This window comes from Pseudomonas sp. RIT409 (assembly GCF_003052515.2).
In the GTDB taxonomy this organism is placed as follows: domain Bacteria; phylum Pseudomonadota; class Gammaproteobacteria; order Pseudomonadales; family Pseudomonadaceae; genus Aquipseudomonas.
In genome coordinates this window covers 30,254-44,606 of sequence record NZ_QARE02000004.1, presented here as the reverse complement: position 1 = coordinate 44,606, position 14,353 = coordinate 30,254, and the positions used below count along the sequence as shown (strand labels likewise).

Genomic DNA, 14,353 nt, shown 5'->3' with positions numbered 1-14,353 from the left:
CCGGGTCCCGCGCAACGGCAGCTTCCGCTACAATGCGCGCCGATTTCGACTTGCCAGAGAACCGCCCATGTCCGCTTGCCAGACCCCCATCATCGTTGCCCTGGATTTTCCGACCCGCGAAGCGGCGCTGAAACTGGCCGAACAGCTCGATCCGAAGCTGTGCCGTGTCAAGGTGGGCAAGGAACTGTTCACCAGCAGTGCGTCGGGAATCGTCGAAACCCTCAACGACAAGGGCTTCGAGGTCTTTCTGGATCTGAAATTCCATGACATCCCCAACACCACGGCGATGGCGGTCAAGGCGGCTGCCGAGATGGGCGTGTGGATGGTCAACGTGCACTGCTCCGGCGGTCTGCGCATGATGGAAGCCTGCCGCAACGTACTGGCACAACGCAGCGGTGTGCAGCCGCTCTTGATCGGCGTCACGGTGCTGACGAGCATGGAGCGTGAGGACCTGGCGGCCATCGGCCTGGACATCGAACCGCAGGAGCAGGTGCTGCGTCTGGCTGCCTTGGCGCAAAAGGCGGGGATGGACGGCCTGGTGTGTTCGGCGCTGGAGGCCGAGGCGTTGAAAGCGGCGCATCCGTCGCTGCAACTGGTGACGCCGGGCATCCGCCCGGCGGGCAGTGCGCAGGACGATCAGCGCCGGATCCTGACCCCCCGTCAGGCCTTGGATGCCGGTTCCGATTACCTGGTGATCGGTCGTCCGATCAGCCAGGCGGCAGATCCGGCCAAGGCGTTGGCAGCGGTCGTGGCGGAGCTGGCGTAAGCCGGTCGTGCGGCCCGCGGCAGCGAGGCCGCCGCTCTAACGAGGCGCCGGACGCTCACCGTGCTGCTTTTTTCGACGAACGCCCCGCGCGCTGCGAAGGGGCGTTCAAGGCTGTCAGGGTGATCGACAGCGCCCATGAGCCCGTGGCGTGCGATCAATACCCGATCCGCTTGAGGATCGACTCCATGCTCTCTTTCGAAGGCCGCCCGTAGAACTTCAGCAGTTCCGAGGCTCGGTTGGTGAAGAAACCGTCCACGCCGCGAGCGGTGATGGCTTTGAAGTCGACCGCATCGTCAACGGTGTAGGGATGAATGATCAGGCCGCGCTCATGGGCCATGGTGTTCATCCATGGCTGCACCAGGTCCATGTAGCTCTGATCGCCCCCATTCTTCAGCGCCGCTGCCGGGCCTGTGCCGATCGCGCCGTGGGCCTTGGCCCAGTCCATCCAGGCGGCGAATTCCGCTTTTGATTTCACTTTCTGCGAGGCGTAGAAAGCCGCCTTGTCTTTCGCCCCCGAGTCCTTGAAGGTTGTGTCGGACTCGGCCTGAATGTAGCCATCACCCAACCACAGCAACAACACCTTGGGCGTGTTCGGCATGGCTTTGTGCAGCAAATCCAGGCTGGGTTTCTCGAAGGTCTGAAGGACCACGCGGCCCGGCATATGCGCCACGTTGACGTACCCTTTCTCCGCGGCGGGGCGCTGGCTCAACCAGCCGCGTTGTTCCAGCTTGGCTTTGAGGTCCTCTTCGATTCCCGGAAATTGCGCAGGCACTTTGGTTTCGATGTACAGCCCTGGTTTGTTCTTGCCGCCTTCGGCGATGTCAATGACTTCGTCCAACGTCAGAATTTTCAGACCCGCGTAGCTCGCGCGGGCGCGATCCGGATGGGCCTTGTTGAACCAGGCCCCGGCATCGAGCCGCTTGAGCTCCTCTAGGGTGAAGGTGCTCACCGGATTCTTCGCACGGTCGGGATAAACCTCGGCAATATTGGTGGTGCGCTCCAGCGTGTCATCGTGCAGTGCGATCAGCACCCCATCCTTGGTGCGTTGGATGTCCATTTCCAGATAATCGGCACCCAGTTCCCGCGCCAGTGTGTAGGCGGGGAGGGTTTCTTCAGGGGCGTTGAACGATGCGCCACGGTGGGCAATGACCGCAGGCCATGGGATACCGGCTTTGGCGGCCAGGGCCTTGCCGGGATCGCTGGCCGCCGAGGCTGCCCCTGACGTCAGCAGAACCGCAGCCATTGTGGTGGCCAAGGCCGTTGAGGAAAGCAGGGATCGGGACATTGCTCTAAGCATCGATGACGTTCCTTGATGGGCATGATTCATTCATGAAGCGGCGCGAACCGCCGTGCGTTTCAGCGTGCCATGCATCGCGGTGGATCCGGGCGCATCCGTCAGACCATAAACAGCTCGCTTAAGTGCGGGCAACCGACGTGTCGCGTCGGGAAAAAAAACGGTCGTTATGAAAGGCGTTCGCTTCGCGGTACGCCCGAGCGAGAGGCCGCGTCCAGCAAAAGTTTGTCATAGGCGTCTGCAAGTCGAGTGAAGGATTTCTTACGTTTCCCTGCACAACCACGCCGACTCGCGCTACTGTCTGTGCCATCGAAAATGGCTGGACGGTAGGGACATGACGAAAACGGTGTTGGTGTTGGTCGAAAGCGTGAACGAGTATTTGCCGATCCTCGAGCAGAGCGGTTTTCGCTTGATTCTTGCGCCGACGCCCGCGGCGCGGGCCGACGCGGTGGCGACACGGGGTGAGGAGATCGATGCGGTGCTGACCCGTGGGCCGCTGGGGTTTACGGCCGACGAGATGGCGGCGTTGCCCAAGTTGGGGATCATCTGTGTGATCGGTGCCGGCTATGAGCAGGTGGATCTGCCGGCGGCGCAGGCGCGGGGCATCACGGTGACCAATGGCGCCGGGGTGAACGCACCGAGCGTGGCCGACCATGCCATGGCGCTGCTGCTGTCGGTGGTTCGGGACATTCCCCAAGCCGACGCCTCCGTGCGTCGAAGCGAGTGGCGCAAAGCCACGCGGCCGTCGTTCGCCAACAAGCGCCTCGGCATCCTCGGGTTGGGCGCCGTGGGGTTGGCAATCGCCAGGCGTGCGCAGGGTTTCGACATGCAGGTGCTCTATCACAGCCGCTCACCGCGCAACGACGTGGATTTTCGTTATTGCGATTCGCCGCTGGCCCTGGCGACCGAGTCCGATTTCCTGGTGGTCGCAACGCCCGGAGGGAAAGGCACGCGGCACTTGATCGACAAGACGGCCCTCGAGGCGCTCGGACCTGAAGGGTTTCTGATCAACATCGCCCGAGCCAGCGTGGTGGATACCGAGGCGCTGATCGATGCGTTGGAACAGGGGCGTCTGGCAGGTGCCGGCCTGGATGTGTTCGACGACGAGCCGCAGGTCCCGGACAGCCTCAAGACCTTGAGTCAGGTCGTGCTGACGCCACACGTTGCGGGTCTGTCACCGGAAGCCTCGCGCGACACGGTCCAGAGGGTCGCGGACAATCTGCTGGCGTTCTACGCAGGCAAGCCGGTGCTGACGCCGGTGCACGGTTGATGCTTTTCCCCGGCCGCTTCAGCGGATTCGCCCTTGGGGCGTTCAGGTCGGCCATCGGTTGATCTGCTTCACAACAAAAAGGAGTGCTTCATGTCTTCATTGCCTGGCTTGAAAGTCGCGCTGGTCACCGGCGCGGGGAGTGGCATTGGCCGCGCTGTGGCGCTGCAACTGCTCAAAGATGGCTTCGTCGTGGTGTTGGCGGGTCGCAGGCTGGAGCCGCTGACGGCCTTGGTTGCACAGGCGGAGGCGGCAGGGCAGCGGGCGTTGGCGGTGGCGACGGACGTACGGGATGCAGCCAGCGTCGACAGCCTTTTCGCGACCATCGAGCGCACCTTCGGGCGACTGGACGTCGCATTCAACAATGCCGGAATCGGCGCGCCGGCGGTGCCGATGGATGAGTTGTCGGTAGAACAGTGGAAGAACGTGATCGATACCAACGTCACCGGTCTGTTTCTGTGCGTGCGCGGTGCTTTCGGCTTGATGCGCCGTCAGGTGCCGCAAGGGGGGCGGATCATCAACAACGGTTCGATCTCTGCCCACACCCCGCGCTTGTTCAGCGCGCCGTATACCGCCAGCAAGCACGCCGTCCTGGGGTTGACCAAAAGCACCTCGCTGGACGGCCGCGCGTACAACATCGCTTGTGGCCAGATCGACATCGGCAATGCCTTGACCGATATGACTGACCGCATGACCCAAGGTGTGCTGCAGCCTGACGGCGAGTTGAAGGTGGAGCCGACGATGGACGTTCAGCACGTGGCCGATGCCGTGAGTTACATGGCCAGCCTGCCGCTGTCGGCGAATGTCCTGAACATGACGGTGATGGCCAACAGCATGCCGTTCGTGGGACGCGGTTGAGCAGGCCTTCGCCGTCGGTTGCCTCGCAGAGGGACGGACCAGACGCAGGCCCATTGCGCATGAGCCCGATAATGCGTTGCTCCGTCCAAAACCTCCGGGGATCTGTCCAACTCCGAATCTTGCCGAATCCGCACACTGGTCCTCTGTGAATCAACCTTCATGAGAGGACATGACCATGACTGAATTCGTTATCGCACCGGTTGCCACGCCCTCGCTGGCGGTGGCCGGGACGTCTGCCCGTTTCCCGATCCGCCGCGTGTTTTGCGTGGGGCGCAATTACTCTGAACACGCGCGGGAAATGGGCCATGACCCGGACCGCGAGCCCCCGTTCTTTTTCGCCAAGCCTGCCGATGCCGTGGTGCCAGCCGCGGGGACGATCCCCTATCCTCCGCTGACACAGGACCTGCACCACGAAATCGAATTGGTGGTCGCCATCGGCAAGGACGGGGTGAACATCGAGCCGGATGATGCCTTGAGCCACGTCTGGGGGTATGGCGTCGGGCTGGACCTGACCCGCCGCGATTTGCAGGCGCAAGCCAAGAAAGCGGGCCGTCCGTGGGAATGGGCCAAGGCGTTCGATGCGTCGGCGCCCACCACGCCCCTGCTGCCGGTGAGCAAGGTGGGTCATCCGGACCACGGAGCGATCTGGCTCGACGTCAATGGCCAGCCGCGGCAGCGCGGGGACCTCGCGGACCAGATCTGGGCCGTCAAAGATGTGATCGCTTACCTCTCGCAATCGGTCGGGGTCAAGGCGGGTGACCTGATCTACACCGGCACCCCGGCGGGCGTCGGCGCGCTGCAACGGGGGGACGTGGTCACCGCAGGCATCGAGGGCCTCGCGGAGCTGACCCTCACGGTGGCCTGATCACGGGCATACCGCTCACTGCCGGCAATCGTCGACGTCGTTGCACCGCGTCCCGCTTGCCGGTTACCGCCCATGCGCTGTAGCTTTGAGCCTTTTCAGGCTTCCACCGATGGCGACCGCCCCTCGCGTCCAGACCTATGGCATGCAGCAGCGCAGCGACCGCATGGATTTCTACATCCGTGACAAGGCCGCGCGCCCGGCCCTGACGTCGCCCCATCGCCATGAATACTTCCAGATCCAAGTCAACCTCGGTGGCGATACGGTGCAGCACATTGGCGGTGCGGTTCGGCCATTCCCCCGCAACACGCTCGCTTTCATCTTGCCGCATCGCCTGCATGTGATTCCCCATCCGGAAGACGGGAATTTCGTGCTGATCAACTTTTCTCAAGCGTTTCTTCTGCCAAACCTGCACTGCGACCCCATGGACCTGGAAGACGTGGCGCTGAGCGATGCGCCGGAGTTGGCGCCGTTTCGCTTTCAGGAGCATGTGGATTTCACCCTGGACGATGCCAGTTTTGCAGAGGTGGCGACACTGCTCAGCCAGATGCGCGTGGCTGATCGGACCCGGCAATTGGGCTCGGCGTCGATGCTTCGAGGCTATCTGCTGCAATTGATCGGCAAGGTCTGCAACCTGTTCGAGCCTCAATTGCGGGCGCTTGCGGCGAGCAAAGCTGAACGTCAAGGGCGGCGGGACGCGATGGGGCGGGTCATGGGCTACATTCGCGAACACATAGCCGATCCGGGGATGACCCTGACTGACGCGGCGGCCGCGGCCTTTCTCTCGCCCAACTACCTCACCCACCTGTTGCGCAAGGAAACCGGCAGCAGTTTTTCCGAACTGGTGCTGGAACGTCGCATGCGCATGGCGCGGACCCATCTGGTCAACGGCAGCAAACCGCTGAGCCACGTCGCTGAAATCTGCGGGTTTGCCGATGAAGCGTACTTTTCCCGCCGCTTTCGCAAAGCGCATGGGATGCCGCCGGGGCAGTTCCGACGGGAGCAGCGGGAGGCCCTCTAGCGGCCGCTCAAGCAGCCGGGTGACTGGACGTTGGCGGGTTAGCATCCTCGATGCGGGGCCAAGCACTTGGCCGCTATCGGCGCATCAGCTTCACGCCCTTTCAATCGCGCGGGTCAATTCGCTGAACAATGCTGAAACCGAGCGCAGCGCCCGGCAATCGGGGCGCGTCAGCAGCCATAGTCCGGTGTCATAACCGTCTAGTGGCTCGCCGATCCGCTGCATGGCACCCGCCTGCAGCATGAAGTCTGGCAGCGCCGCCACGCCCATTCCCGCCTTGACCAACTCCGCCACCGAGAGCATCGAACTGCAGCGATACGCCAGGTTGACGCCGGGCAACTGCTGTCGACGCCAGGCCACGGTGGGGTGATCGGGAAGAAAGTCATCCGGGGCGATCCAATCCATGGCCGGGAGTTCGACCTGCCCACTGCGACGCAGGTACAAGGCACTGGCGCAGACGTGATAGGTCACGGTCCGCAAGCGGGTGCCCACTAAGTGCTCGGGCGGCGTGTTGGTCAAGCGCAATGCAATATCCGCATCGCGGCGGCTGAGGTTGGCGAAGGTGCTGGAGGTATTGAGTTCCAGCTTCAGGCCGGGATAGTCGGGCATGAATCGCGTCAGTGCGGGCAACAACAGGTTTTGCAGCACGGCCTCGGTGCAGGTCAGACGGACGGTGCCGCTGACGATCTGTCGGCCCTGTTCGAGGCTGATCCGGGCCAGGTCCAGCGCCTGCTCTGCGTGTTCTGCGTGTTGTGCCAGCAGCAGTGCGGTGCTGGTTGGCTGATAGCCCGAGCGGCTTTTTTCGAACAGGGCCGTGCCCACCGCTGCTTCCAGCCGTCGGACCGAGCGGAACACCGTCGAGACGTCCACTTTGAGCAGTTCCGCGGCCTTGGCAAGGCTCTTGCCTCGGACTAATGCGAGGATCAACGCCAGATCGGCCTGGTTGATTTGGTAATGCATGGATGCATTGATCACTTGCTTGAGCGCCCATTCTGCTTGCATGGCGGCAAGCTTATAGTCGCCGCCAGACCCCACGCAAAGTGTTTGGCACTCAAGGAGCAAGGATGAAGCAAAAGCAAGCTGTCCGCATTGCGCTAATCGGCGATTACGACGTAAACGTGGCCGCTCACCAGGCGATTCCCGTCGCGCTGGAGCGTGTCGGCGAAGAGGTCGGCATACCTGTCGAATTTCGCTGGATACCGACCCCGGACGTGGGGGAGGGCAACGGGTTGGCGGCGTTCGACGGGATCTGGTGCGTTCCGGCAAGCCCCTACCGTGACATGCACGGCGCCTTGACCGCCATTCGTTTCGCGCGCGAAGAGCAGCTGCCTTTTCTGGGGACCTGCGGGGGCTTTCAACACGCGCTGCTCGAGTACGCCCGCCATTGTCTGGGCTGGAGCGACGCCGAGCACGCGGAGACTGCTCCGGATTCCGATCGGGCGATCATTACGCCGCTCAGTTGCTCGCTCGTGGAGGCGTTTGCACCCATTCGTCTGGTGGAGCACTCGCGCATCGCCCAGGCCTATGGCTGCGAGTCTATCCATGAGCGCTACCGCTGCCGCTACGGACTGCGCAAAGATCTGGAAGCCCAGATTTTCGCGGGAGCGTTGAAAGTCTCCGGCTACGATCAGGACGAGGAGATCCGGGCGGTGGAATTGAGCGACCACCCGTTTTTCGTCGCGACCCTGTTCCAGCCCGAGCGCGCTGCGCTGGAAGGGATTACCCCACCCCTCGTCAGAGCCTTCGTATTGGCCTGCGGGGCGCAGCCTCTCAGGGCCTGAACATCGGAGGGCATGGGCCCTACGCGCGCAGACTGAACAGCGCCATCTGTGGAGCATCGCTGATCCAGTGCTGCTCCACTGTCCACCCGGCCTTCGCTGCCAGATCGGTGAATGACTCGACCGTGAACTTGTGTGAGTTCTCGGTATGCAACCGCTCACCGGCGGCAAAATGGAAGCGATGGCCGGCGACTTTCACCACCTGTTCGGACTGGCTCACCAAGTGCATTTCCATGCGCGCCTGAATAGGGTTCCAGACCGCCTCATGTTCGAACGCATCGAGGTTGAAATCAGCGCCCAGTTCGCGGTTGATGCGCGCCAACAGGTTTTTGTTGAAGCGGGCCGTGACGCCTTCAGCATCGTCATAGGCTGCGACCAGTGTCTGCGGGTCCTTCACCATGTCCACGCCGACGACGAAATGCGCCTGTTCACCCAGCACCTCATGGGCCGAGCGCAGAAATGCTACGGCCTCCTCATGGCTGAAGTTGCCAATGGTCGAGCCGGGGAAAAAACCGACGCGGGTGTGGCCGTTGGCGGCCTCGGGCAGGGTCACCACCCGGGTGAAATCGTCGACCTGCGGAGCCACCTCCAATGACGGGTATTGCTGGCGCAGGGTCTTCGCTGCCTTGTTCAAGGCGGTCGCGCTGATGTCGATCGGCACATAGACGGCGATGTGCGGGGCAGCATCAAGCAGCAATCGGGTCTTATCGCTGGCGCCACTGCCGAATTCCACCAATGCGGCGCCATCGGGGATCGTACTGGCAATTTCACCGACGATGCGCGTGAGCAGCCCCGTCTCGGCACGGGTGGGGTAGTACTCGGCTGTCTTGCAGATCGCTTCGAACAGCTCGGACCCTGCCGCGTCATAGAAGTATTTGGGCGAGAGGGATTTGTGTTCGGCGGACAGCCCGCCAACCACGTCCCGCGCAAATTCGCTGTCATGGGGATTGACGACACCCGGTTGGCGACTGTCTCGGGCCAGGCGCACCCCGGCCACCATCCAGCGTTTGTCGGTCGGGAAGAAATTGCGGTATGTCAGGCGGCAGTGATCGGGGGAGGTCACGCTCGCGCCACCGCGCAGCACCATCTGATTCACCATGAATTTGCCGTTGTATTCGCCCACCGCACCGGCAGACGGCTTGAAGCCGGGATACGCGCTGTAGGCGCTCTGCGTCCACTGCCATGCGACGTCGTCGACCTGTTCCAGCAGGCCTGCCCGGGCGGCGGCTTCCCACTCGGCTTCAGTGGGCAGGCGTGCGTCAGCCCAGGTGGCGAACGCCGCGGCTTCGTAGTAACTGATGTGCGTAACCGGGCCTGCCGGGTCAATGTCTTCGAGGCCTCGAAGGCTCATGCGTTTCCAGCCGGTATCGTCGTGCTGCCAGTACAACGGTGCGTTCCAGCCAAGCTCCTGGATCAACGTCCAGCCCTCGGACAACCAGAGTGCCGCGGTGTGATAGCCGCCGTCGGCGATGAAGCTCAGCCATTCACCGTTGGTCACCAGCCGGTCGCTGATCTCGAAGGGCTGCAGGTACGTGGTGTGGCGCGGCCCCTCATTGTCGAACGCGAACGACGACCCGCTGTGGCCGATCTGGGTCAACCCACCGCTCAACGGTTTGAATTGGCCGCGTCGGCCGCCCGCGTCTTTGGGCCAGTCAGGGCTGTAGGTCGGCTTGAGCGATGACAGACTGAACAGGTGCAGGATATCCATCAACAGCAACTCCTGATGCTGCTGTTCATGGGCCAGGCCCAGCTCGATCAGGCTCACCGCCTCGTCTGACAGGCCGCTCATCAGCAAGGTCGCCATGTGCTCGTCGATATGACGGCGATACGCTTTGACTTCATCGACACCCGGGCGAGTCATCAGCCCACGTTGGGGACGCGGGTGACGCGGCCCTACGGCCTCGTAATAGGAGTTGAAGAGGTAGCCGAAAGCCGGATCGAACACCTTATAGCCTGGCAGGTTCGGCAGCAGCAGAAAGGTTTCGAAGAACCAGGTGGTGTGCGCCAGGTGCCACTTGGCGGGGCTGGCATCGGGCATCGACTGCACCACCATGTCTTCCGCACTGAGCGGCGCGGCCAATTGCTCGGTGTGGTGACGAACGCTCTGATAGCGCTTGCACAGCGGCTCCGTGGCGGGGGTGGCGCGTAGCTGGCGTGAATGACGCATCGGTTCTCTCCGGATTCGTGTAGCCAAAGCGCTTCGAGCGGGGCAGGGATCAGTGCACGTCCAGCGTCACCTTGTCCGGGTAAAACGCTACATAGCCCTCGATGGCCTTGACCGACGGGTAGGCGTGTTCATAGGTCCATACCGCGTTTTCTGCGGATTCGTCGTTGGCCACCAGGCTGAAATAAGAGGCATCGCCTTTGTAAGGGCAATGGGTTCGATGTTCGGTTCTAAGGAAATGTTCAATCGAAATATCCGAGCGGGGCACGTAGATCACCGGTGGATAACTGGCCTCCTTTAGTTCCAGCGCGTTAGCGCTGTGCGCCACCTCAACGTCCTTGAACCGAACGGTGACCTGGCCATTGAGCGGGGAGATGGAAATGGGGTGATCGGGACCTGGAATTTTCATGAAGAGGGCGCCTGTTGATCCGGGCGAAGGCGTCCACGCACGCGCGGGCACCGAGAAGGATTGAATATAGATGATCGCAATTCGATCACCAGGTTCACTTCCGAGCCTACCAGCGGAACATCAGCCGACGATGGGCAATCTGCCCCTGGGTTAACTAGAATCCCCGCAGTCTCTGTGTCATTGCGCCTGACGCGTTACCCCTGTGCGCATTCGATGAGTAATATCGGCGCGGTCATGGTCCTAGCCTCGCATTCTTCAGGTTCGCTCGATGAACGACAAATACACACCCCATGACTGGGCACCCCATGAGCGGCCGACGATTCCCGGCTCGCCCTCCACACCCTTGCACCCGACCCCCAAACGCTTGGCGTTCGCGATTGTTGGCGTGATCGTGGCCTTGACCGGCGGGTTGGGTAACGCGCTGGTCGTTGCGAACCTCCAATATCTGCAAGGGGCGCTGCGCGCCACACAGGCTGAAATCGCCTGGTTACCCGCGGCTTATGTGATGACCAACGTGTCGATCAACCTGCTGTTGGTGAAGTTTCGTCAGCAATTCGGTTTGCGAGCGTTTACCGAGGGTTTTCTGGTGCTCTACGCGCTGGTGACCTTCGCCCATCTGTTCGTCAATGACATCGAATCGGCCGTTGCCGTGCGAGCGGCCCACGGCATGGTGGGGGCTGCGCTCAGCTCGCTGGGGCTGTACTACATGATTCAGGCCTTCCCGCAAAAGTGGCGGATGAAGGCCCTGGTATTGGGGTTGGGGACTGCGCAGTTAGCGACTCCACTGGCGCGGCTGGTGTCGGAAGACCTGCTGCAGATCGCCGAATGGCGGGGGCTGTATCTGTTCGAATTGGGCATGTGCCTGTTGTCGCTGGGCTGCGTACTGATCCTCAAGTTGCCGCCGGGCGATCGCTTCCGGGCCTTCGAAAAGCTCGACTTTCTGACCTTCGCCTTGCTCGCATCGGGCTTCGCTGCCTTGTGCGCAGCTTTGTCCCTGGGACGCATCGAATGGTGGCTGGAGGAACCGTGGATCGGTTTGGCCCTGGCGTACTCCATCGCGTCGATCCTGGCAGGGCTGTGTATCGAACATAACCGAACCCGGCCCTTGTTGATCACGCGCTGGCTGGGCAGCGGGCGGATGATCCGGTTTGCCCTCGGCGTGCTCCTGACCCGTATCGTGCTGTCCGAACAGTCGACCGGGGCGGTGGGCTTCCTGCAAGGGCTGAACCAAGGGTCCGAGCAACTGCACACCTTGTATCTGTTCATGTTGCTCGGCAGCGTCGCGGGGCTGGCCGTCAGCGCCCTGACGATCAACCCGCAGCACCTGTTCAAACCTCTGATCATCTCGTTGTTGCTGATGGCGGTCGGTTCGATGATGGACAGTTTCTCGACCAGCATCACCCGAGGCCCGCAGATGTATTTCAGCCAGTTCCTGCTGGCATTCGGCGGCACGTTTTTCCTTGGGCCGACACTGGTGCTGGGCATCAGCGGCGTGATCAGCAACCCGCGGAACATGGTCAGCTTTTCAGTGATGTTCGGAATCTCCCAGAACGTCGGTAGCTTGATCGGCTCTGCACTGCTGGGCACTTTTCAAGTCTGGCGCGAGAAGTTCCACTCGGCCCACATCGTCGAGCATGTGACGTTGCTCGACCCCCAGGTGCAGAGTCGCTTGCAGAGTTCCGCAGGTTCTTACCTCTCCACGATCGCCGACCCGTCGGCACGAACGAACCAGGGGATCCGCGCGTTGGCCACTGCCGCCACCCGAGAGGCCAATACGCTGGCGTATAACGATGTGTTCATGTTGATCGCCCTGATCGCGATCGTTACGGCGATCTGGATTACCAGCCGCGCGACATGGCTGTGGATCACCACCGAGCCTGTCGCGCCTTTCACTCCTACTTCCCCGGCAACCTCTTCCGTTCAACCTTCTGGCGCTCAACCTTCATGACTGAACCCGGTAAACCTTCTGCCGATGTCCCCGGCAACCCATCCGCCCCGCAAGCCAACGCGCCCGCACCGGCGGTGATGCCGGCCACCAGTCAACCGCGCTCGGGGCGCATCCGGCTGGTGTCCTCGATCATCTTCGGCAGCATCGCCCTGGCAGGCGTGCTGATCGTGTTGTACGCCTGGCAACTCCCACCGTTCAGCAGCCCCATCGAGAGCACTGAAAACGCGCAGGTGAGGGGGCAGACCACGTTCATCGGGCCGCAACTGAGTGGCTACGTATTCGAAGTGCCCGTGCAGGATTTCCAGTGGGTGAAAGCCGGCGACCTGCTGGTGCGTATCGACGATCGCATCTACCAACAGCACCTGGACCAGGGGCTGGCTCAATTGGGCATTCAGAAAGCTGCACTGGCGAACAACCTGCAGCAGCGTCGCAGCGCCGAAGCCACCATCGTGCAGCGTCAGGCAGCGGTTGTCAGCGCGCAGGCTCAGAGTGAGAAAGCGGCGGCGGACCTGCGCCGCAGTTCGGCCTTGGTCACCGATGGCTCGGTGTCCAAGAGCGAGTTGGACGTGACTCGAGCCGCCGATGCCCAGGCCAGGGCTGCCTTGGCTGAGGCGCGGGCCACGCTGGAAATCGCCCGGCAGGACCTGCAGACGGTGATCGTCAATCGGGGTTCGCTGGAAGCGTCGGTGAAGAACGCCGAAGCGGCCATCGAGCTGGCACGCATTGACCTGAGTAACACGCGCATCGTCGCACCCCGTGACGGTCAGTTGGGGCAGATTGGCACCCGGCTGGGGGCCTACGTCAACTCAGGGGCGCAACTCATGGCCTTGGTGCCGCGTCCGCGCTGGATCATCGCCAATATGAAAGAAACCCAGATGGCCAATGTGCGTCTCGGGCAGCCGGTAAGCTTCACGGTCGATGCGCTGGACAACCGCAAGATGCGCGGTCGCGTCCAGCGTATTTCCCCGGCCGCTGGCTCTGAATTCAGTCTGCTGCCTGCCGACAATGCCACCGGCAACTTCGTCAAGATCGCCCAGCGCATTCCGGTGCGCATCACGGTGGACGACGATCAAGAGGGCGTCGATCGGTTGCGCCCGGGGATGTCTGTGGTGGTCAGCATCGACACCAGCCAGGACGGCCCCGTGCCACCCGATCCGGTGGATGGCACTGTCGATACGGCGCATTGATGGGGGCGTTTTATCTCTGATGCCCCATCACTCCCGCGCGCCGCGCCTACTGCAGGTCACTCGCAGCGGCCGCCCCGGCAGAATCGTTTGCAGGTCTCTGGCCGGGTTGGTCAGCAGCGAACTGATCTTGTCCAGGGTACTGCGTGGACCTGCGCTGCATCTTGCAAAGGTGTTCTTCCGTCCGGGTCAAACCATGCGTTTGACGGTGTTGTCCCGGCGCACGAAGTGGTGCCAGACCGCCGCCACCACATGCAACCCGATGACGTAGTAGAAAATGGTGCCCAGCAATACGTGGTAGTGCTCCAGGTTTTCGGCGGTTTCCTTGGCGATGGCGAACGGGGCCGGAATGCTCAGGGACGTCAGGGGTACAGGCAGGGCGCCGCGCTCCAGAAGGACCGTGAACAACCCCAGCAGGGGCTGCGCGAACAGGAAGGCATACAGCGCGTAGTGCGAAAGGGTTGCGGCCAGACGCAGCGCGCCTTCGAGCGGTGGCGTGATGGCCGGAGGCGAATGTCGGCGCCGTTCCGCGACGCGATAGAACGCCATCACCAACACCACCAGTCCCACCCAAAAGTGACTTTGCACCACGAAAGTCCGGATATCACTGCCACGGGCGAACTGGCTCCGGCTCAGAATCAGGGCATACGCCAATACGATCAACACGGCCATCACCCAGTGCAGCCAGCGGGCTCGGTAGCTGAAACGTTCGCTATTCAAGGGTGTACTCACGGTCACGCTCCTGTTCTTTTTCGATGGGCCCACCCCCGGCAGGGCGGTGCATGATGAACTCGATCACCGCACG

Annotated in this window: 13 protein-coding genes; 8 read left to right on the top strand and 5 right to left on the bottom strand. The window is 62.4% G+C overall.

Translation table 11 applies throughout. The features are described 5' to 3' along the window. The first annotated feature begins 67 nt into the window (after positions 1 to 67). Positions 68 to 766 carry an orotidine-5'-phosphate decarboxylase gene (pyrF, locus tag DBP26_RS06555; RefSeq protein WP_108237307.1) on the top strand — a complete coding sequence of 233 codons (699 nt, stop codon included), beginning with the start codon at positions 68 to 70 and terminating at the stop codon, positions 764 to 766. 154 nt (positions 767 to 920) lie between these two features. Here pyrF and DBP26_RS06550 read toward each other — a convergent pair whose 3' ends face one another. Continuing rightward, complete coding sequence (locus DBP26_RS06550) at positions 921 to 2,051, bottom strand: glycerophosphodiester phosphodiesterase (protein ID WP_108237085.1); 1,131 nt, start codon at positions 2,049 to 2,051, stop codon at positions 921 to 923. Between the two features lie 343 nt (positions 2,052 to 2,394). Here DBP26_RS06550 and DBP26_RS06545 point away from each other — a divergent pair, with 343 nt between their 5' ends. The 4 genes from DBP26_RS06545 (at position 2,395) to DBP26_RS06530 (ending at position 6,068) form a co-directional block, all read left to right on the top strand. Next, the gene (locus DBP26_RS06545) at positions 2,395 to 3,330 is read left to right on the top strand and encodes a 2-hydroxyacid dehydrogenase (RefSeq protein WP_108237084.1); all 936 of its coding nucleotides are present in this window, start codon (positions 2,395 to 2,397) and stop codon (positions 3,328 to 3,330) included. A gap of 90 nt (positions 3,331 to 3,420) precedes the next feature. Then, the gene (locus DBP26_RS06540; RefSeq protein ID WP_108237083.1) at positions 3,421 to 4,185 is read left to right on the top strand and encodes an SDR family oxidoreductase; all 765 of its coding nucleotides are present in this window, start codon (positions 3,421 to 3,423) and stop codon (positions 4,183 to 4,185) included. 175 nt (positions 4,186 to 4,360) lie between these two features. Continuing rightward, positions 4,361 to 5,050, top strand: a complete 690-nt coding sequence (locus DBP26_RS06535) for a fumarylacetoacetate hydrolase family protein (protein ID WP_108237306.1) — start codon at positions 4,361 to 4,363, stop codon at positions 5,048 to 5,050. A 109-nt stretch (positions 5,051 to 5,159) separates the two neighbouring features. Beyond that, a complete protein-coding gene (locus DBP26_RS06530) occupies positions 5,160 to 6,068 on the top strand; it encodes a helix-turn-helix domain-containing protein (RefSeq protein WP_108237082.1) in 909 nt (302 codons plus the stop codon). 90 nt (positions 6,069 to 6,158) lie between these two features. Here DBP26_RS06530 and DBP26_RS06525 read toward each other — a convergent pair whose 3' ends face one another. Beyond that, positions 6,159 to 7,067 (bottom strand): LysR family transcriptional regulator, encoded by a 909-nt coding sequence (locus tag DBP26_RS06525; RefSeq protein WP_108237305.1) that lies wholly within the window; start codon positions 7,065 to 7,067, stop codon positions 6,159 to 6,161. Positions 7,068 to 7,129: 62 nt separating this feature from the next. Here DBP26_RS06525 and DBP26_RS06520 point away from each other — a divergent pair, with 62 nt between their 5' ends. Then, positions 7,130 to 7,846 (top strand): CTP synthase, encoded by a 717-nt coding sequence (locus tag DBP26_RS06520; RefSeq protein ID WP_108237081.1) that lies wholly within the window; start codon positions 7,130 to 7,132, stop codon positions 7,844 to 7,846. A gap of 19 nt (positions 7,847 to 7,865) precedes the next feature. Here the strand turns inward: DBP26_RS06520 and egtB are convergent, their stop codons facing one another. Together egtB and DBP26_RS06510 are read right to left on the bottom strand one after the other, a co-directional pair. Then, positions 7,866 to 10,010, bottom strand: a complete 2,145-nt coding sequence (egtB, locus tag DBP26_RS06515; RefSeq protein WP_108237080.1) for an ergothioneine biosynthesis protein EgtB — start codon at positions 10,008 to 10,010, stop codon at positions 7,866 to 7,868. Positions 10,011 to 10,059: 49 nt separating this feature from the next. Next, positions 10,060 to 10,416 carry a DUF427 domain-containing protein gene (locus tag DBP26_RS06510; RefSeq protein WP_108237079.1) on the bottom strand — a complete coding sequence of 119 codons (357 nt, stop codon included), beginning with the start codon at positions 10,414 to 10,416 and terminating at the stop codon, positions 10,060 to 10,062. Between the two features lie 268 nt (positions 10,417 to 10,684). Here DBP26_RS06510 and DBP26_RS06505 point away from each other — a divergent pair, with 268 nt between their 5' ends. Next, positions 10,685 to 12,364, top strand: a complete 1,680-nt coding sequence (locus tag DBP26_RS06505) for an MFS transporter (RefSeq protein WP_108237078.1) — start codon at positions 10,685 to 10,687, stop codon at positions 12,362 to 12,364. Next, a complete protein-coding gene (locus tag DBP26_RS06500; protein WP_108237077.1) occupies positions 12,361 to 13,551 on the top strand; it encodes an HlyD family secretion protein in 1,191 nt (396 codons plus the stop codon). The genes DBP26_RS06505 and DBP26_RS06500 overlap by 4 nt, the downstream gene beginning before the upstream one ends. A gap of 186 nt (positions 13,552 to 13,737) precedes the next feature. On the opposite strand, the gene DBP26_RS06495 is transcribed toward DBP26_RS06500, so the two are convergent. After that, positions 13,738 to 14,280: a cytochrome b gene (locus DBP26_RS06495; RefSeq protein WP_177411020.1), complete on the bottom strand. Its 543-nt coding sequence runs from the start codon at positions 14,278 to 14,280 to the stop codon at positions 13,738 to 13,740. Positions 14,281 to 14,353 lie beyond the last annotated feature (73 nt).